We start from the raw sequence: 17,792 nt of genomic DNA, 5'->3' as shown, positions 1-17,792 counted from the left end.
CGCTCACTCGCCCTCGCCGGCGTCGACGATCCGCCGGGCCAGGTCACGGAGCTTGACGTTCTCCCGCTGGGAGGTGCGCACGAGGCTGGCGAACGCCTCGGACGCGTCGATGTCGAGCCGCTCCATGAGGATGCCCGTGGCCTGGCCGATCAGATCCCGGGTGCGCATCGCCTCGGTGAGCTGCTCGCGCAGGGTGGCCGAGTCCAGCGCGATGCCGACGTGCGCGGTGAACAACCGGCCTATGCGGGTGGCCGACTCGTCGAAGGCGCGGGGCGCCCGCGCGTACGCCGTCAGAACGGTCAGCCGGCGTCGGTCGGCACGCAGCCGCAGCGACAGCACCGACCGCAGCCCGAGGCCCGACAGCGCGAGATCCCCGTCCTCCGCGGCGCTGTCCTCGATCCGGGCCACCGGCGCCGTCCACAGCCGGTTCAGGTACGGGTGATGCTCACGGCCCGCGCTCAGGGCGTCGGCGGAACGGACGACCTCGTCCGTCCAGGCCAGCGTCTGCCGGTGGGCCTTGGGTTCGATGACGGAGATCCCGGCGTACTCGACACCTGGCAGGATGCGCACGGCCAGCCGGACGGCGGTGCGCAGGGTGGCATGAGGACTCGAGGTCTCGTGCAACTGCTGAGCGGCGGCCGTGAGGCCTTCGGCCAGCTCGAAACCCGTATCAGAACGAGACAATTCGGAAAACTCAGACGCAGCCACCACGAACCTCTTCGGCATGCACGGCCACACGGCCATGCGCAGGAGAGCTCCGCAGCACATTCCCGACTGCGAGCACAGGACGAAGAGCACTTTAGCCGCTTCGATGAGGTCCGGTGCCGCCCGCCGGCCGAGCCCGCAGGCGATCGCGGGGCACGCGGCCTACGCTGATCGCATGGCAGCCAACATCGCGACGAACACCTCTGTCTCCCTCGACGAGTTGCTGGACTTCGTACGCCCCCGCCACCGGGCCGTCCTGCTCACCCGCCGCGCCGACGGCGGCCCCCAGGGCTCCCCGCTGACCTGTGGTGTCGACGACTCGGGCCGCATCGTCGTCTCGACGTACCCCGAGCGCGCCAAGACCCGCAACGCCAAGCGGGACGAACGGGTCAGCCTGCTCGTCCTCAGCGACGAGTGGAACGGGCCCTGGGTACAGGTCGACGGCACCGCCGAGGTGATCGACTCCCCGGACTCCGTCGAGCCCCTTGTCGAGTACTACCGGAACATCGCCGGTGAGCACCCCGACTGGGACGAGTACCGCGAGGCCATGCGCAGGCAGGCCAAGTCGATCATCCGCATCACCCCCACCCGCTGGGGCCCGGTGGCCACCGGCGGCTTCCCGTCCCACCTGGCCCCGCAGGACTAGGAACAGGCGTTCTTTCGCCCCCTCCGCCCCTACCCTCCCCCAAGGTCTCGGCTTCGCTCGACCAGGGGGGACCCCCATCACCCCCGGGGCTCCGCCCCGGACCCCGCCCCTCGAACACCGGAGGGGCTGAAACTCACGCCCGCACCCCAGCGGGCGCGTACCCACAGCCGGGATCCGGCGGAAGGGGCCGCGCCGGTACATCGATGCCCGTCGCCACCGACGGCCACGCCTCACCCAACGGCGACGGGCTGATGCACCGGCACGGCCCCGACCCCCCACCGGACAGGAAGCGCGCCCGCAAACGCCGGCGCAGCGCCACCGTTCAGCCCCGGGACACCATCGTCTCGATCCCCGCGATCAACAGCTCCAGCGCGAACTCGAAGTCCCGCTCGCGCATCTCCGACACCGTGTCCCCGCCGCGCGCCTCCATGAGACCCTCCGCACTGGCGAAGTGCGCGGCGTACTGCGGCTCTTCGCTGATCGTGCTCATGGCCTGCCGGAAGTACTCGTCCTGCGACATCCCCGCCGAGACGCACCGCTGCACGAAGTGGCCCTCGATCGTCCCGAACCCGTACACGAACTGGAACACCGCCGACATCGCCCCCATCTGCCCGTGCGCCGGCATCCCGGTGTTCCGGATCACCTGCTGCACACGCGCCGAGAACGCCATCGAGCACGGCCCGATGTTCAGGAAGTTGCCGATCAGCGTCGACACCCACGGGTGGCGCACGAGCAGCGCCCGGTATCCCACCGCCAGCGACCGCAGCTGATCACGCCAGTCTTCCTCCGACTCGACGTCCGGCAGCTCCAGTTCACCGAACACCGCGTCGAGCGCGAGCTCCAGCAGATCGTCCTTGGTGTCGACGTACCAGTACACGGACATCGCGGTGACGTTCAGCTCGGCCGCGAGCCGTCGCATGGAGAACCTGGCCAGACCTTCCGCGTCCAGCAAGCGCACCGTGGCCGCGGTGATCCGCTCCCGGTCGAGCCCGGACGGCTGGCCACCGCCCCGGGCGGCCCCGCCGCGGGGGGCCCTGCCCTCCAGCCAGACGCTGGTCCGCGCCGGCCGCTTCGCCCTGTCGGCTGCCCTCACCATGGCGCTCCTTCCCCGGAACTCGAACCACGGAGCGGGCCGGAACTCCCCGGTCCACCCTCCTCGACGATGCTAAGCGGGCACTTCGGGGACGGGCCCCGCACTCCGTCCGAAACCCGGCCGGACCTCACACGGTGACCGCCACCGCGGAGTCCGCCCTCTCCGCCCTCCTCAGCAACGCAGCCGCCAGGAGTCCGCCGAGCAGCACCGCGACGGCGCCCACGAGTTGGCTGGTCTCCAGCCCCGACGAGAACGCGTCGACGATCCGCTCCCGCTCACCGGCCGACCCGGCGGAGGCGAGCGCGGCGGGCAGCGAGCCCGCGGCCACCGGGATCAGCGCCGCGAACCGCGAGTTGAGGACGGCGCCGAGCACCGCGACCCCCAGGCCGTTCCCGAACTCGGCGAGCGTGCCGTTGATCCCGGCGCCCACACCCGCCTTCTCCCGCGGAATCGCGCTCATGATCGCGTACGCCATGGCGGGGTTGGCCACGGCACAGCCGGCGCCGACGAGCAGCAGCCCGGCCAGCGTCCCGGCGTACCCGTACGTGGCCAGGGTCGCGATGGACACCAGCCCCGCCGACATCACCGTCATCCCGAGGGCTATGGACATGGGCGCACCGAGCCGCGCGGTCCATCGGGCGGACAGTCCGGAGAAGTTCAGGGCGACGACCGCCAGCGCGAGCGGCGCCGTACGCAGGCCCGCCTCCAACGGCCCGTAGCCGAGCACGAATTGAAGGTGCTGGGTGAGCAGGAACAGCGCGCCGCCCATCCCGAAGGTGATGAGGACGGCCCCCGCCACGGCCCCGGTGAACCGTCGGTCGCGGAAGAAGTGCAGGTCGAGCATCGGGTACGGGATCCGGCTCTCCCAGTATCCGAAGACGCCGAGGACGACGACGGCCACCGCGGCCGTGCCGAGGACGCGCGGGGACGCCCAGCCGTGCCCGGGCCCCGAGATGATCGCGAAGACCAGCGCGGTCATACCGACCGTCGACAGCAGCGCGCCCATCACGTCCGGCCGGTCCGCCCGGGGCGCGTCCGAGGGTGTCCCGGGAACGGCGGCGCGCGGTGCCGCCTTCGACTCGGGCACGAAGGCCACCACCGCGACCAGACCGAGCGCCGCGACGGGCAGATTGACCAGGAAGATCGCGCCCCACCAGAAGTGGTTCAGCACGAAGCCGCCGAGGAGGGGCCCCACGGCGAACCCGAGGGCGTTGACCGCGCTCCAGATGCCGATCGCCTTCGGGTGCTCGTCCGGGGTGAAGATCTGCATCACGACGGCGAGCGTGGTGGTGAGCAGCAGCGCTCCGCCCACACCCATGCCGGCCCGTGCCGCGATCAACTGCCCTGTGGAGTGGGCGAGTCCGGCCGCCAGCGATCCCGCTCCGAACAGGACGAGCCCCGCGAGCAGCATCTTCTTGCGGCCGTAGCGGTCGGCGGCGCTGCCCGCGGTGAGCAGCAGTCCGGACTGCGCCAGCGAGTAGGCGTTGATCATCCACTGGATGTCGGAGGTCGCCGCGCCCAGCTCGCGGGTCAGGGAAGGGATCGCGACATTCAGGACGGTGTTGTCGAGCAGCACGGTGAGTTGTGCCAGACATATGACGCCGAGGATCAGCCAGCGTCTGGGGTGCCCTTGGGGGGCGGTCGAAACGGCCATGCCGTACACCGTAGAACAGTCCTTATACACCGTACAATGCCGATTCCCCGCCACGGCACGGCACGAAACGACGGCACACGAGACGACGGCGCACGAGACGAAAGAGCGGTGACCCGGAGCGCACTCGCTCCGGACCACCGCTCCCCACACACCGGCCCTGTACCGACCGGCCGGATCCGCCGGTCAGCTGCCGCCGGCCGGCTGGGTCAGGTCGTAGAAGGTGGCCGAACCCACCGTCACCTTCTTGAAGTTGGCCGTGACCCAGGAGCTGATCTGGGAGGAGGTGGAGGTGGTGCCGGAGTTTCCGCCGCCCATGCCCCCGCCCATGCCGCCGCCCGAGATGAAGTAGTGGATCTTGCCGTCCGTCACGTACTTCTTGAACTGGGCCAGCGTCGGGGACGGGTCGGTGCCGTTGAAGCCGCCGATCGCCATCACCGGCTTTCCGGTGCCCAGTTGGTAGCTCGCGGAGTTCTGGGAACCGATCGCGGCGGCCGCCCAGGTGTAGTCCCCCGCGTTCTTCGACAGCAGCGCCTTGGCCGCGGAGCTGACGGACGCGCCGTTCAGCAGGCCCCCGGCACCGCCGCCACCGCCGGGCATACCGCCCTCACCCGTACCGCCGCCGGGCATGCCGCCCTGCTGGTTCTGGCCCTGGCCGTTGCCGTTGCCCTGCTGGTTCTGGCCCGGGAATCCGCCGGTGCCGCCCGTCGGGGGCTGACCCGTACCGCCGCCGGGCATGCCCTGCTGCCCGTTCGGCATGCCGCCGTTGCCGTTCTGCTGGTTCTGGCCGCCGCCGGGGAACCCGCCCCGCATGCCACCGCCGCCACCGGGACCGCCGCCCATGCCCGCCCCGGCCGGACCGGCCGTCACGATGGAACCGGTGTGCCCGGTGTTCACCGTGGAGAGCGTGTACGCCGTCGGGCCCGCGACCGCCGCCACGAAGCCCAGCCCGGCGGCCGCGAGGGCGAGCTGCCTGCCCAGCCGGGCCGCGAAGACCAGCCCGAGCGCGCCGGTCAGACCGCCGACGAGGACCAGCCACTTGAGCCACGGCAGATAGTCGGAGGTGCGGTTGAGAAGGACGTAGCCCCAGGCCGCGGCCGCGACGGCCGAACCGGCGAGGGTGAGCGCCGCCCACACCTTGCCCCGCTCCTCCCACAGCGCCGTCGCGCCCATGCCGACCACGGCGGCGATGTAGGGGGCCAGCGCCACTGTGTAGTACTGGTGGAAGATGCCGGCCATGTAGCTGAAGACCAGCGCGGTCATCAGCAGCGCGCCGCCCCAGGCGAGGAAGGAGGCACGGGCCAGGTCGGTCCGCTTCGCCTTCCGGGTGAGGACGAGGCCGGCCACCAGCAGGATCAGGGCCGCCGGGAGCAGCCAGGAGATCTGGCCGCCGATCTCGGAGTTGAACATCCGGTCCCAGCCGGTCTCGCCCCACATCCCGGTGCCACCACCGCCACCGCCGACACTGCCGGTCTCGTCGCCGTTGATACGGCCGAGGCCGTTGTAGCCGAAGGTCAGCTCCAGGAAGGAGTTGTTCTGCGAGCCGCCGATGTACGGGCGGGAGGACGCGGGCCACAGCTCGACGATCGCGACCCACCAGCCGCCGGCGACCACCATCGCGGCCGTCGAGAAGCCCAGCTGCGCGAACCGCTTGCGGACCGTCACCGGCGCGCAGACCGCGTACAGCACGGCCAGCGGCGGCAGGATCAGGAAGGCCTGGAGCGTCTTGGCGAGGAAGGCGAGGCCGACCGCGACGCCGGCCCGGACCAGCCACTTCGTCCGGCCGTCCTCCAGGCCGCGGATCACGCAGTAGACCGTGACGGTCATGAGCAGCGCGAGCATCGCGTCCGGGTTGTTGAACCGGAACATCAGCGCGGCGACCGGGGTGAGCGCGAACACCGCACCGGCGATCAGACCCGCCGCGGCGCTGAACCGGCGCCGTACGGCCGCGTACAGGACGCCGACCGTGGCCACGCCCATCAGGACCTCGGGAACGAGGATCGCCCAGGAGCTGAGACCGAAGATCCGCACCGACAGGGCCATCGGCCACAGAGAGGCCGGGGGCTTGTCGACGGTGATGGCGTTGGCCGAGTCGAGCGAGCCGAAGAACAAGGCCTTCCAGCTCTGGCTGCCGGCCTGCACGGCCGCGGAGTAGAAGGAGTTGGCGTACCCGGAGGCGCTCAGGTCGTACAGGTAGAGCACCGCGGTGGCGAGCAGCAGACCGAGGAAGGCGGGGCGCACCCAGTGCGGGTCCTCGGGACGGCCTCTCCAGGCGCGACGGAAGAAGGGCTGTTGGGGCTCACCGGCTCCGGGAGCGCCCGCGGGCGGGACATGCTCCGGGGGCGGTGCCGAGGCGGGCGGCCCCCAGGCGTGACCGGAGGTGCCGACACCGCCGCCGGTGTCCGTCTCGATGCTCGTACCGGCACTGGTACCGGTACCGGCGCTCATGTCGGGCTGTGTCGTCATCGGGCTTTCCTCGGGTCGTGATCGTGCGGATGCACGGCCTGCAACTGCATGGTCGAATCCCGCCAGGAGCGGTCCGCGGCCTCGTCGGCGCGGTACGGGGCGGTGTCGTACGGGGACGGGGGAGCCGTCGGACGCTGGGGCAGCGGCGGATACGCGTTCCCGCCCTGCCGTACGGCCGTCGGGTGGAACGGCGGGGCCGGCTGGTGCGAGGCCACCACCGGGGACGGTGACGGTGTCCCGCCCCGCCGGTCGGGGAAGACCCAGGCGCGGAAGAGCAGGAAGCGCAGCACGGTCGCCGCGAGGTTGGCGGCGATGAGCACCGCCAGTTCGGTGGAGTGCGCGGGGTCGCTCGTCGCGGCCGCGAGGGCGGCGAGGGAGCCGCTGGTCAGGGCGAGCCCGATACCGAAGACGACCAGGCCCTGTGCCTGGTGCCGGACGGCGCCGCCCCGGCCCCGTACGCCGAAGGTGAGCCGCCGGTTGGCCGCCGTGTTGGCGACCGCCGACACGAGCAGCGCGAGCGCGTTGGCGACCTGCGCGCCGGAGACGGAGCGGAAGCCGCTGTAGAGCAGCAGGTAGAACAGGGTGGACAGGCCGCCCACGACGCAGAAGCCGACGAGCTGGCGGGCCAGGCCCTTGGGGACGTCGGTCAGTTCGCGGTCGCGCGGGTCGTCCCCGAAGGGCCGGACGAGCCGGTCGAGCGACAGCGAGCCGGTGGCGAGAGCGCGTCCCACCCGCCATACGCCCTTCAGGTCGTCCGTCGCGGTCTTCACGATGTGGACGGTCGAGTCCGGGTCGTCGACCCAGTCGACGGGGACCTCGTGGATGCGCAGCCCGGCCCGCTCGGCCAGCACCAGCATCTCGGTGTCGAAGAACCAGCCGGTGTCCTCGATGAGCGGCAGCAGCACCTGGGCGACATCACGGCGGATCGCCTTGAAGCCGCACTGCGCGTCCGAGAAGCGGGCCTGGAGCGAACCGCGCAGGATCAGGTTGTAGGCGCGGCTGATGAACTCCCGCTTGGCGCCCCGCACCACACGTGAGGAGCGGGACAGCCGCGAGCCGATCGCGAGGTCCGAGTGACCGGAGATGAGCGGGGCCACCAGCGGCAGGAGCGCGTTCAGATCGGTGGACAGGTCCACGTCCATGTACGCGAGGACCGGCGCGTCGGACGCCGACCAGACGGTCCGCAGCGCCCGGCCGCGGCCCTTCTGCTCCAGCCGGCAGGAGGTGACCTCCGGGAGCTGTGCCGCCAGCCGGGCCGCCACCAGCGGGGTGCTGTCCGTGGACGCGTTGTCCGCCACCGTGATGCGGAACGCGTACGGGAACGTGCGCTTGAGGTGGTCGTGCAGTCTGATCACGCATGGCTGGAGGTCCTTCTCCTCGTTGTAGACGGGGATCACGACGTCCAGGACAGGCGTACCCGCGTCTGTGGCCGGGAGGTGCTCCCGCGCCGGCAGGTTGCCGGGAGAAGGTTTGGTTCGCATGGGAACGACCTTCGTCAAGCCCGCTGTTGCACCCATGTGCTGGCGCTGTGCTGTACCTGTGAGTGCTGTTGCCAGGACGTTTCGAGGGCGAGCGCGGGCAGGTGCAGGGTGAACACGGTCCTGCCGGGCACGCTGTCCACGGTCACGGCGCCCCCGTGCGCGGCCGCGACGGCCTGCACGATGGCGAGCCCCAGACCGGTCGATCCGGAGGCGCGCGAGCGCGACGAGTCTCCTCGCGCGAACCGCTCGAAGACGCGCGGCAGCAGATCGGACGGAATGCCGGGGCCGTCGTCCTGGACGTCCACGCACAGCCACGGCCCGTGCCGGTGCACCCGCGCGGTGACGGTCGTCCCCGGTGGGGTGTGCGTGCGGGCGTTGGCGAAGAGATTGACCATGACCTGCTGGAGGCGCGCGGCGTCCGCCGACACCAGCGCGGGCTCCTCGGGCAGTTCGAGCCGCCAGTTGTGGCTGCGCCCGGCGGCCCGCGCGTCGCTCACGGCGTCGATCACCAGGGGTACGAGGTCGGTCTGCTCGTGCTGCAGCGGCCGCCCGGCGTCGAGCCGCGCGAGCAGCAGCAGATCCTCCACGAGCAGCGTCATCCGGCCGGCCTCGGACTCGATCCGCCCGAGCGCGTGCCGGGTGTCGGGCCCGGTCTCCTCCCGGCCGCGTCTGGTCAGCTCGGCGTACCCGCGGATGGAGGCCAGCGGGGTGCGCAGCTCATGACTGGCGTCCGCGACGAACTGCCGTACGCGCATCTCGCTCTGCTGGCGCGCGTGCAGCGCGCCGTGGATGTGGTCGAGCATGCGGTTGAGCGCCGCCCCGACCTGCCCGACCTCGGTGTGCGGATCGGACTCGGACTCCGGCACCCGCTCGTAGAGCGTGACCTCGCCGGTGTGCAGCGGGAGTTCGGAGACACGGGTGGCGGTCGCGGCGACCTTGCGCAGGGGGCGCAGGGCGAGGGTCACGATGGCGGCGCCCGCGAGGGAGGCCGCCGCGAGACCCGCGCCGGTGACGCTGATCTCGACGTAGATCAGCGTGGTGAGGGTGTTGGTGACGTCGTCGGTCGGGAGCGCCACGTAGAAGGCGCCGTTCCTGCCTTCCTGGTACCGCACGCGGTACTCGCCCCGGCCGGGGATGTCCACTGTGTGCGGGCTCTTGTCCTTCGCGACCGAGGCGAGGGCGGCGAGCTGGCTCTCGCCGAGCTGGAGCGCGGTGGGCTGGTTGACCCCGTTGGAGTCCTTCTTGTCCACGCTGACGATGCCCTTGGTGACCTGCCCGTTCTTCACGGTCGCGCCGATGGCGCCCATCTCCTGGCCCCGGAGGACGAACTCCAGGGGATCCTTGCCGAGGACGTCGTCGCTCGGGGGGTGCGCGGCCCCGCCGCCGGACGGACCGCCCGCCGGGTCGCCCATCGGTCCCGCCGCGCGCATCGCCGCGTCGGCCACGCTGCTGTCCAGCTGGTCGTACAGGTGCGAGCGCAACGCGATCGTCGTCACGGTGCCGATCACCGCGCACACGACGGCGATCAGCGTGACGGACCCGACGACGAGCCGCGTCCGCAGGGTGCGCGGCTGTCGTGCTCGCCTCTTCTGCGCTCGCGTCCGTCGTCGTCCGCTCATGACGTGGCGGGCTTGATCAGATATCCGGCCCCACGCCGGGTGTGGATCATCGGCTCGCGCCCGGCGTCGATCTTCCGCCGCAGATACGAGATGTAGAGCTCGACCACATTGGCCTGGCCACCGAAGTCGTACGACCACACACGGTCGAGGATCTGCGCCTTGCTCAGCACCCGGCGCGGGTTGCGCATCAGGAAGCGCAGCAGCTCGAACTCGGTCGCGGTGAGGTGGATGTTGTCCCCGCCGCGCGACACCTCGTGGCTGTCCTCGTCCAGGGCGAGGTCCCCGACGACGAGCACGGATTCGGACCGCCGGTCGGCGGCGCCCGAACGCCGGATGAGACCGCGCAGCCGGGCCACGACCTCCTCCAGGCTGAACGGCTTGGTCACATAGTCGTCGCCACCGGCGGTGAGCCCCGCGATGCGGTCCTCGACCGCGTCCTTCGCGGTCAGGAACAGCACCGGGACATCGGGCTGCTCCCGGCGGAGCCGGCCGAGCACCGTCAGGCCGTCCATGTCGGGCAGCATCATGTCGAGCACCACGGCGTCGGGCCGGAACTCGCGCGCGGTCTGCACCGCGCCCGTCCCGTCACCCGCGCTGCGGATCTGCCATCCTTCGTAGCGAAGGGCCATGGACAGCAGCTCGGTGATCGACAGCTCGTCGTCCACCACAAGCACTCGGACGGGGCTCCCGTCCGGCCTCAGCAGTTCGGTGCGCCCCTGGGGCGAGGTCGTGGTCATAGCGGACACCTTGGTGGGCCCCGCTGAGAGCATCCTTTCCGCAACCTGTGATTTTCCTGAGAAACACACAGGCGCCTCTCAGGAAACTCCTGGGTGGGCCCTGCCGGCGTCAACCGGTGGGCCCTGCCGGGGTCGGCCGGTAGACCCCGTCGGCTTCAGCGGAGGCCGAAGAGACGGGCGCCGTTCCCGTGGCAGACCGCTCGCAGCCAGTCGTCCCCCAGGCCGAGCCGTTCCAACGCGTGCAGCTGATGGACGTACGGATACGGGATGTTCGGGAAGTCCGTGCCGAGGAGCACCCGGTCCCCGAGGTCCGCGAGCCGGGGCAGGAGACCCGGCGGGAACGGCGCGAGGCGTTCGCTGAAGTCGGTGAACGCCATGGTCGTGTCGAGCCGCACCTCGTCGTGGCGCTCGGCGAGGCCGAGGAAGTCCTCGTACTCGGGCATCCCCATGTGCGCGAAGACGAACCGCAGCCGGGGGTGCCGGCGAAGGACGGCGGCGGCCGGCGCCGGGCCGGTGTGCTTGCCGGGGGAGGGCCCCGACCCGCAGTGGATCACCACGGGGATTCCCGCTTCGGCGAGCAACCCCCAGGCCGGGTCGAGGAGTTCGTCCGCCGGGTCGTACGCCCCCACCTGCACGTGTGCCTTGAAGACGCGCGCGCCCGCCTCCACCGCCTCGCGCACGTACCGCTCGACGCCGGGTTCGGGGAAGAGCGTCGAGGTGTGCAGACAGTCCGGGGTCCGGCGGGCGAAGCCGACGGCCCAGGAGTTGAGCCACTCGGCCATGCCGGCCTTGTGCGGGTAGAGCATCGCCGTGAAGGCGCGTACCCCGAACTCCCGGATCAGCGCCAGCCGTTCGTCCTCGTCCGCGCGATAGGCGATCGGCCACTCGATGCCGCCGGTGAGCTCGCCGAGTCCGTCGAAGTAGTCCCACACCTTGCGCAGCACCCGCTCGGGCATGAAGTGCGTGTGGACGTCGACGAGTCCGGGCAGCCCGAGCCTCTCCCAGAAGCCCCGCACTTCGCGTGCCTCGTCCCGGACGTCCCCGGTCTCCTCGCCCGGCGTCCCCTCCCGGTCAGCCATCGGCACGCTCGAACCCGTGGCTCCGCTCGACCTTGGCGATGTGCAGGGTGTAGCGCTCGTACCAGTCGGCCCGGCCGCGCCGCTGCGCCACCCGGTGCTCGGCGTGCGCGCCCCACTCCTTGATGGCGTCCTCGTCCCGGAAGTACCCGACGGTGATGGCCAGTCCGCCCGGTGAGCGCGCGAAATCCATCCCCAGATAGCCCGGGATCTGCTGGACCAGCTCCTCCATGCGCTCGGCGGCCTCCCCGTACCCGGCGTCCTCCTCCTTCCGCACGGAGGTGAACACGGCGACGTAGTAGGGGGGCTCATGGGCTGCGACAGGAACGGGAGGGTGATCGCTCATGTCCGACACTCTCCTTGCGGGCGTCCCCCGCCGTCCAGCGCCTTTCCGAACGGGAGCCGAAAGGGATCGAAGTCTTGACCATCCCGCCCGCCGGCCCGCCCCGTCTCCGTCCGTCGGCCCGCCCCGCCCCGCCATCACCGAAGCGCCGCGCCCCCTTCTCCCCCTCACCCCTCCCCCTGTTCCCTCAGAAGAGGCCGTCCTGAACAGTGGTGTCCGCCGCGGGCAGCTCCCGTACGGGAAAGGTGATTCCAGAGTCCTGGTCCACGTCCGTGCCGCCGACGCCGGTCAGGTCCCACCCCGTCATCAGCCGGGTGTCGAGGACGACGACTCCGCGCCCGGTGAGGAGATGGAGATCGGGACCCGCCGCGGCGCACAGCTCTCCGCCGGCCGAGCCCCCCGCGGCCAGTTCGCGCACGACCCCCCGCGCGGCCGGAAGCCCGGTGAGTGCGAACAGGTCCGTGTGGTCCACGGGCTCGAAGGGGGCGCGCCGGAGCGACTCCGGCCAGCCGTCGAGATCCCCGGCACGCCCGTGCAGCTCCCGGATCTCGGCGACGCGCTCCCCGGCCCCCGGCAGAGCCGCCCGCACCGCCCGCTTGTCGGCGTACGGAATCCGGTCCGGCACCCCGAGCGCGGCCCGCAGCAGTTCCTCGGCCCGGCGGGCGGCCATCAGCGGCCCTTGCCCCAGCCAGCTGAAGGTGACGGCGCCCTGCTCCAGAAGGCGGGTGGAACCCCGCTCGACCCGCGTGATCCCCACCTTGACCAGGCCGGGCCCGAACCACGCGAGATACACGCGGTACGGCCGGGGGTCATCGGCCAGCGTGTCGGCGGCCACCGAGTGCGCCCGGTCCAGCCGCGCGCACTCCTCGCACCGCGCCCCCGTACCGCGCGGCGACACGGCGGCCCGCACGGGACACGCGTTCCCCCGCGCCCCCACGCAGGTCCGCACACCCCCGTCCACGACGCCGAACGCGATCCGCCGCCCCGGGACCAGCGGGCTCGTGCGCCCCCCGCCCCACACCAGCACGGGCCCGTCCCCCGACCACCGCAACCCCGAACACGTCCACACCCGCCGCACACAACGACAGTAGAGCCCCCCACTGACAAACACCCTGACCAGTGGGGGATCACTCACGGGCCGCACGGTCCTGCGGCAGCCGTCCGCTACTTGGCCGGGCTGATGCTGACGATGCGGTGGTTGGGGGTCATGACGACCGAGAGCTTGACGGTGCCTCCCATGCCCCAGCTCAGGGTGACGACGGCCTCGGTGGAGTCGCCCTTGCTCTTCTCGGTCACCGTCCACCGGGCGGGGATGCTCTGGGCGCGCAGGACGCCGTCCGCGTGGTTCGTGCGCTCCCAGGCCGCCAGCTTCTTGCTGAGCGCGGAGTCCAGGTAGTGGGCGCGCAGGTCGTTCATCAGCTTGGGATTGGGGTCGGAGCCGTTCTGGGCGTCGATGTAGGCGCCGTAGAAGTCGGCGATGCCGGTGAGCGCGTCGTCGGCCTTGCCGCTCACGGTCCGCTGCTTGGCGGCGGCCGCCAGCGGAGCGCGGTGCGGCGCGTCGGTCTGGGAGGCGTGCGCCGAGACGCCGAGCCCGAGGCCCAGGGCGAGGCCGGCGGTGACGGCCGCGATACGGCGGAGGCTGCGGCGTCCGGAAGTGTTCCCGTGCATGGTGTGTCCCTCGGTTCCGAGTCGGTGTACGTCGTCGCACGGGACCGCCGGACGCCCCGTCGAGGGTGCGTCCGGCCATGGGTGTCCCCGTGGACGAGTGGGTGGTCTGGATGCCGCTCCCCTGAACAGGCCGGCCGGTGGGGCCGTACCGCTGGGGGGCGACACCAAGAGCATCGGCGGCCCTGGGGGACCGCGGCAATCACTGCCGTCCGGTCCGCAACAGTGGAACCATCCCAGGGCAGTTGACGTGCAGAGATATGGACCCCTTGGGATGCCGTTCCGGGACGGGACGGACCGATACGAGCGGAGGTGGGCACGGGCCATGGCCGCGGCCGACGACGACGTGACGAGGTTCGCGGACCGGCTGGCACGCCTCAAGGCCCGCACGGATCGCAGCTACGCGGCTCTCGCCCGGCGCCTGGGCATGAACGCCTCCACGCTGCACCGCTATTGCGCGGGCGAGGCGGTGCCGCTGGACTTCGCCGTGGTGGAGCGGTTCGCCGCGTTGTGCGGAGCCTCGTCCCAGGAGCGCGTGGAGTTGCACCGGCTGTGGATCCTGGCGGTCGCGCAGCGACGCCGGCCCCGCCCGCGTGAGGCGCCCGCGACCGAACCGAGCGCCCTGGAAGGCGGCGCGGAGGGTGGATCGGACGGCGGCGCGCAAGACGGCTCCGACGGCGCCGCGGACGGGAACGACAGAACTCCGGAGCGGGGGAACACACCCGTACCCCCCGTACCCCTCGCGTCCCCCGCCGGGCCCGATCCCCTCACGGCACCCACGCCGGATGCGCCGAACGCACCTGACGCACCGCCCGCGGCGGACGCCGTGCCCACACCGGAACCGGTCGCCGTGACCGCGGCCGAGCGGCCCTCCCGCGCCTGGTACCGCCGGCGTCCGGCCGTCGTGTTCCTCCTGACCGCCGCGGGGCTCTTGGCATTTGCGGCGTTGCCGGGCCTTCCGGGGTACCCGGAGTTCCCGGCCCAGGGTTCCCCCGGCAAAGCCTCACCGCGCAGCGGTCCGGCGGCATCACCCACCGGCACTTCGGCGCGACCGTCCACCCCGGCCGTCCCCTTCACCTGGACCGTGAACTCCCATGTCTGGGACGGGGACTGCGGCCACGACTACGTCATCGGCAAACCCCCGGGCCAGGTCCCCCCGCCGCCGTCCGCCGAGGACGCCGAGGTGTGGGCGAACGCCCAGGACGCGGTGCACGGCGGGGAGACGATCGTGCGGGTGTCGGTGCAGGGGCGCAGCTCGGCGGCCGTCGTCCTGGAGACCCTGCACGTCCGGGTCGTACGCCGCGCCGCGCCCCCGGGCGACGGAGCCTTCGTCTACGACACGGCCCTGGGCTGCGGCGGGGGCATCACGCCCCGGTCCTTCGCGGTGAACCTCGACGCGCACACCCCCGTCCCCCGGGCCGTGTCCGGGGAAAGAGGGGACGAGACCCTGCCGGCGAGGCGCCTCCCGTACCGGGTCTCCGTGGAGGACCCGGAGGTACTGCTGGTCAAGGCACGGACCGGGCACTGCGCGTGCGACTGGTACCTAGACCTCGACTGGTCCTCGCAGGGCCGCACCGGCACCATCCGGATCGACGACCACGGCCACCCCTTCCGCACCGCGGGAATCGCCGGACTCCCGCACTACTCGTACGCCGAATCACCCCCGCACTGGGTCCAGACGCCCACACACGACTGAGCCCGAGCCCGTTCCTTCTCCGACCCGCCCCCGAACACCACGGCAGCAATCCAGCCGGAGAGGGCACCGCCTGACGGCCCGCCAGCCCCCCGAACCGTCGGACGAATGGAGACCGTGTACGGGGACTCCGAGTCGCGCGCGCGAGGGGGCTATCGGACGCTGAGGCCATGAGCGAACCCACCCCCGGGGAGCCGCCCCGGCCCGATCCGTCTCAGCAATCGTGGGGACAAGGCGCACAACAGCATCAGCCACAGGGATGGGGACCGTCGCCCCAGGGCGGCGGACCACCCTATGGAGCAGCACCGCCGAAGAAGAAGAGACGGAAGTGGCCATGGGTGCTGCTGGTGCTGGTCCTGTTGGTAGCGGGCGGGTGCGCGGCCGTCATCGCCGGCATCTCGCACGAGGCGTCGAAGACGGTCGAGGTGGAGTACGCGGTCACGGGCAACGCACGAGACGTGACCATCGCGTACTCCGTCTGGAACGACGACGGCATCTCTTCAAGATCCGAAACCGCCAAGACCTTGCCATGGCGGAAGGTCGTGAAGACGAAAGGCTTCATCAAGGGTGGATCGCTGCTCATCAGCCTCAGTGGGTCGGGAGGAACCGCCGTCTGTTCCGTGACCGTGGACCACGGCACCCCGAAGACGTCCACCGCCTCAGGACCGTCAGCCGCTGCTACCTGCTCCGGCTTCTGAGGACGCCACGACGACGTCGATGTCCCCGCTGATGTCGAAGGCCCCGCCGGTTCAACCGGCGGGGCCTTTGATCTGTGTGCGCTCGGCAGGATTCGAACCTGCAACCTTCTGATCCGTAGCTCTGGCCAGATTTCCACCTTCGGCTCCGTGCTGTGGTGGCGCCGCACCAAGCGGCGCCCGCCCATCAGCCCCGACGAACAGACCGGTATCGCCGCCATCCCGCCCGCGTGAGCCAGGCGTGCCCGGCTTCGACGGCCCCTAGAACTCAAGTAGCTCGGTCAGGGGCCGTTGCGCTGCATGCCGCCCGTGAGTACCCGCGGTTCACCGTCGTTCCCCGCTCGATCGGGCACGTTTGGGGCACGACGCCTTCTGATCCGTAGTTCCAACGAGACTTGACCCGGGTTCGGCGCCGCTCTGCCCGCTGGGTCCTGACAGTCGGATGGTCAGTTACTGAGCGCCAGTCTGATGCCGAAGATGCCGATGACCGTGCCGGTGATCCGGTCGAGTACGCGGCGGGCCTGGGGCTTGCGGAGCCAACCGTGCAGGATGCGGGCGAAGCCGATGAGGACGGCAGACCAGAGCAGGCCGATGAGGACGTGCACCGTGGTGAGCAGAAGGCCCATGGTGAAGTGGTCCGTGCCTGGAGGGATGAACTGGGGCAGGACGGCGACGTAGAAGGCGCCCATCTTCGGGTTGAGGAGGTTGGTGAGTGTTCCCTGTCGCCAGCCGCCGGTGACCGAGTCCGCGCCGGCCTTCAGGACTGCATCGGTCGTGTCGGCCGCGGGCAGACCCCGGAAGGTGTCCCGGAGCATGCGGGCCCCCATCCAGACGAGGTAGGCGGCGCCGATCCAGCGCAACGCGGTGTAGGCGAGGTGGGAGGCCGTGAGAAGTGCGGTCACTCCCAGGGAGGTGAACGCACCCCACAGCAGGGTGCCGGTCTGGATTCCGAGGACGACGCCCCAGGCTCTCCTGCGCCGACCGAGGGCGGAGGTGCGCAAGATCAGCGCGGTGTCGAGTCCGGGAGTCAGAGTGAGAAGCCCTACAACCAGGGCGAAGGACCACAGGGCGGTGCTCATTGCCATGGAATGCCAGGCTACCCGCCCGATCTGCTGCTTAGATACCGAAGGTGGCGCAGCGCATCCTGCGGCACTCGCAGATCGCCATGACGATGGAGGTCCACGCGGAGGCGAGCGAGGAAGAAGTACGCGCGGCGATCGACGAGCTGTCAGACGCCATGGGGCGCGTACGACCCCGCGGCTAAATCCCGAGCGCTCGTCGGACTGCCGCGAGCCGGGCCCTGGAATCGGCGATCCAGTCGGGCTTGAGGTCAAGAGGCACGCGGACACAGATCTGTGTGCCGGGCGCGTCGTGAACCTCGACCACGTACGGGTCATCGGCCACGAACGTGAGGTACGCGGCGCCTCCCTCTCTCGGCCAGTTCCCGGCGAACACATCGTCCTCATCCTGCTCGATGTCCGCGTCGTCATCCTCGACCGCATCCAGGAGGTCGCCCCACTCGTCAACGTCGTCGGCGTCGAAGTCGGTTCGCACCTTGGCGTTCACGAAGTCGCTGCGGACGACGATCTCGGCGTCGTAGTAGCCGGGCTGCGTCGACAACACACGCACCACCACGCTCTGCGTCCCGTCGGCCAAGTGGATCAACTCAAGCGGCTCGGCGCTCTCGGTCACGGCTCCCCCTACGGCTGATCCGGTTGCTGTACTTCGCTGCTGTACGGCTCAACGCAAGAGGCCCCCGGATCATCTCCGGGGGCCTCTTACCTGTGTGCACTCGGCAGGATTCGAACCTGCAACCTTCTGATCCGTAGTCAGATGCTCTATCCGTTAAGCTACGAGTGCTTGTTCTGTTTTTGTTTTTTGTTCTTGTCTTCGCTCCCCGGGCTTTTGCCCCGCTCGCGGCG

The 17,792-nt window shown here is 71.0% G+C and carries 17 protein-coding genes and 1 tRNA gene; 4 read left to right on the top strand and 14 right to left on the bottom strand.

Annotation, left to right across the window (positions count from 1 at the left end; genetic code table 11):
* Positions 1 to 3: 3 nt before the first annotated feature.
* Positions 4 to 726 (bottom strand): ANTAR domain-containing protein, encoded by a 723-nt coding sequence (locus OG780_RS21855; protein ID WP_326790890.1) that lies wholly within the window; start codon positions 724 to 726, stop codon positions 4 to 6.
* Between the two features lie 154 nt (positions 727 to 880).
* On the opposite strand from OG780_RS21855, the gene OG780_RS21850 reads away from it, so the two are divergent.
* A complete protein-coding gene (locus OG780_RS21850) occupies positions 881 to 1,351 on the top strand; it encodes a PPOX class F420-dependent oxidoreductase (protein ID WP_328450681.1) in 471 nt (156 codons plus the stop codon).
* Positions 1,352 to 1,673: 322 nt separating this feature from the next.
* On the opposite strand, the gene OG780_RS21845 is transcribed toward OG780_RS21850, so the two are convergent.
* From OG780_RS21845 to OG780_RS21800, 10 genes are all read right to left on the bottom strand, one after another.
* Positions 1,674 to 2,447, bottom strand: a complete 774-nt coding sequence (locus tag OG780_RS21845; protein WP_328450679.1) for a TetR/AcrR family transcriptional regulator — start codon at positions 2,445 to 2,447, stop codon at positions 1,674 to 1,676.
* A 124-nt stretch (positions 2,448 to 2,571) separates the two neighbouring features.
* Complete coding sequence (locus OG780_RS21840; protein ID WP_328450677.1) at positions 2,572 to 4,098, bottom strand: MFS transporter; 1,527 nt, start codon at positions 4,096 to 4,098, stop codon at positions 2,572 to 2,574.
* A gap of 183 nt (positions 4,099 to 4,281) precedes the next feature.
* Entirely contained in the window at positions 4,282 to 6,561 is a 2,280-nt protein-coding gene (locus tag OG780_RS21835) for an ArnT family glycosyltransferase (protein WP_328450675.1), read from the bottom strand.
* A complete protein-coding gene (locus OG780_RS21830; protein ID WP_328450673.1) occupies positions 6,558 to 8,042 on the bottom strand; it encodes a glycosyltransferase in 1,485 nt (494 codons plus the stop codon). Before OG780_RS21830 ends, OG780_RS21835 begins: the two co-directional genes overlap by 4 nt.
* Before the next feature lie 14 nt (positions 8,043 to 8,056).
* Entirely contained in the window at positions 8,057 to 9,661 is a 1,605-nt protein-coding gene (locus OG780_RS21825; RefSeq protein ID WP_328450671.1) for a sensor histidine kinase, read from the bottom strand.
* Positions 9,658 to 10,398, bottom strand: coding sequence for a response regulator transcription factor (locus OG780_RS21820; RefSeq protein ID WP_326786852.1), 741 nt, complete (start codon positions 10,396 to 10,398; stop codon positions 9,658 to 9,660). Before OG780_RS21820 ends, OG780_RS21825 begins: the two co-directional genes overlap by 4 nt.
* A 155-nt stretch (positions 10,399 to 10,553) precedes the next feature.
* The gene (locus OG780_RS21815) at positions 10,554 to 11,477 is read right to left on the bottom strand and encodes an amidohydrolase family protein (RefSeq protein WP_328450668.1); all 924 of its coding nucleotides are present in this window, start codon (positions 11,475 to 11,477) and stop codon (positions 10,554 to 10,556) included.
* The gene (locus OG780_RS21810; protein WP_328450666.1) at positions 11,470 to 11,820 is read right to left on the bottom strand and encodes an antibiotic biosynthesis monooxygenase family protein; all 351 of its coding nucleotides are present in this window, start codon (positions 11,818 to 11,820) and stop codon (positions 11,470 to 11,472) included. The genes OG780_RS21815 and OG780_RS21810 overlap by 8 nt, the downstream gene beginning before the upstream one ends.
* 184 nt (positions 11,821 to 12,004) lie before the next feature.
* Entirely contained in the window at positions 12,005 to 12,895 is an 891-nt protein-coding gene (locus tag OG780_RS21805; RefSeq protein ID WP_328450664.1) for a DUF2797 domain-containing protein, read from the bottom strand.
* Between the two features lie 86 nt (positions 12,896 to 12,981).
* Positions 12,982 to 13,485 carry a hypothetical protein gene (locus OG780_RS21800; RefSeq protein ID WP_328450662.1) on the bottom strand — a complete coding sequence of 168 codons (504 nt, stop codon included), beginning with the start codon at positions 13,483 to 13,485 and terminating at the stop codon, positions 12,982 to 12,984.
* A 322-nt stretch (positions 13,486 to 13,807) separates the two neighbouring features.
* Between OG780_RS21800 and OG780_RS21795 the strand changes: the two genes are divergently transcribed.
* Both OG780_RS21795 and OG780_RS21790 read left to right on the top strand, forming a co-directional pair.
* On the top strand, positions 13,808 to 15,178 hold the full coding sequence (locus tag OG780_RS21795; protein ID WP_328450660.1) for a helix-turn-helix domain-containing protein: 1,371 nt from the start codon (positions 13,808 to 13,810) through the stop codon (positions 15,176 to 15,178).
* Positions 15,179 to 15,513: 335 nt separating this feature from the next.
* Positions 15,514 to 15,873 (top strand): hypothetical protein, encoded by a 360-nt coding sequence (locus OG780_RS21790; protein WP_328450658.1) that lies wholly within the window; start codon positions 15,514 to 15,516, stop codon positions 15,871 to 15,873.
* A 443-nt stretch (positions 15,874 to 16,316) separates the two neighbouring features.
* Here OG780_RS21790 and OG780_RS21785 read toward each other — a convergent pair whose 3' ends face one another.
* Positions 16,317 to 16,955, bottom strand: a complete 639-nt coding sequence (locus OG780_RS21785) for a LysE family translocator (RefSeq protein ID WP_328450656.1) — start codon at positions 16,953 to 16,955, stop codon at positions 16,317 to 16,319.
* 44 nt (positions 16,956 to 16,999) lie between these two features.
* On the opposite strand from OG780_RS21785, the gene OG780_RS21780 reads away from it, so the two are divergent.
* Positions 17,000 to 17,134 (top strand): hypothetical protein, encoded by a 135-nt coding sequence (locus OG780_RS21780; RefSeq protein WP_443062190.1) that lies wholly within the window; start codon positions 17,000 to 17,002, stop codon positions 17,132 to 17,134.
* Here OG780_RS21780 and OG780_RS21775 read toward each other — a convergent pair.
* Together OG780_RS21775 and OG780_RS21770 are read right to left on the bottom strand one after the other, a co-directional pair.
* A complete protein-coding gene (locus tag OG780_RS21775) occupies positions 17,131 to 17,562 on the bottom strand; it encodes a DUF5959 family protein (RefSeq protein WP_328450654.1) in 432 nt (143 codons plus the stop codon). The genes OG780_RS21780 and OG780_RS21775 overlap by 4 nt on opposite strands.
* 95 nt (positions 17,563 to 17,657) lie before the next feature.
* A tRNA-Arg gene (locus tag OG780_RS21770) sits at positions 17,658 to 17,730 on the bottom strand.
* Between the last annotated feature and the right edge of the window lie 62 nt (positions 17,731 to 17,792).

Origin of the sequence: Streptomyces sp. NBC_00386 (genome assembly GCF_036063235.1) — a bacterium.
In the GTDB taxonomy this organism is placed as follows: Bacteria; Actinomycetota; Actinomycetes; order Streptomycetales; family Streptomycetaceae; genus Streptomyces.
The sequence above is the reverse complement of the archived record's forward strand: the minus strand, read 5'-3'. Positions and strand labels throughout refer to the sequence as shown.

Coding starts and splice junctions, on each gene's coding strand:
- OG780_RS21855 (WP_326790890.1), bottom strand. CDS start 726: ATGCCGAAGAGGTTCGTGGTGGCTGCGTCTGAGTTTTCCGAATTGTCT.
- OG780_RS21850 (WP_328450681.1), top strand. CDS start 881: ATGGCAGCCAACATCGCGACGAACACCTCTGTCTCCCTCGACGAGTTG.
- OG780_RS21845 (WP_328450679.1), bottom strand. CDS start 2,447: ATGGTGAGGGCAGCCGACAGGGCGAAGCGGCCGGCGCGGACCAGCGTC.
- OG780_RS21840 (WP_328450677.1), bottom strand. CDS start 4,098: ATGGCCGTTTCGACCGCCCCCCAAGGGCACCCCAGACGCTGGCTGATC.
- OG780_RS21835 (WP_328450675.1), bottom strand. CDS start 6,561: ATGACGACACAGCCCGACATGAGCGCCGGTACCGGTACCAGTGCCGGT.
- OG780_RS21830 (WP_328450673.1), bottom strand. CDS start 8,042: ATGCGAACCAAACCTTCTCCCGGCAACCTGCCGGCGCGGGAGCACCTC.
- OG780_RS21825 (WP_328450671.1), bottom strand. CDS start 9,661: ATGAGCGGACGACGACGGACGCGAGCGCAGAAGAGGCGAGCACGACAG.
- OG780_RS21820 (WP_326786852.1), bottom strand. CDS start 10,398: ATGACCACGACCTCGCCCCAGGGGCGCACCGAACTGCTGAGGCCGGAC.
- OG780_RS21815 (WP_328450668.1), bottom strand. CDS start 11,477: ATGGCTGACCGGGAGGGGACGCCGGGCGAGGAGACCGGGGACGTCCGG.
- OG780_RS21810 (WP_328450666.1), bottom strand. CDS start 11,820: ATGAGCGATCACCCTCCCGTTCCTGTCGCAGCCCATGAGCCCCCCTAC.
- OG780_RS21800 (WP_328450662.1), bottom strand. CDS start 13,485: ATGCACGGGAACACTTCCGGACGCCGCAGCCTCCGCCGTATCGCGGCC.
- OG780_RS21795 (WP_328450660.1), top strand. CDS start 13,808: ATGGCCGCGGCCGACGACGACGTGACGAGGTTCGCGGACCGGCTGGCA.
- OG780_RS21785 (WP_328450656.1), bottom strand. CDS start 16,955: ATGGCAATGAGCACCGCCCTGTGGTCCTTCGCCCTGGTTGTAGGGCTT.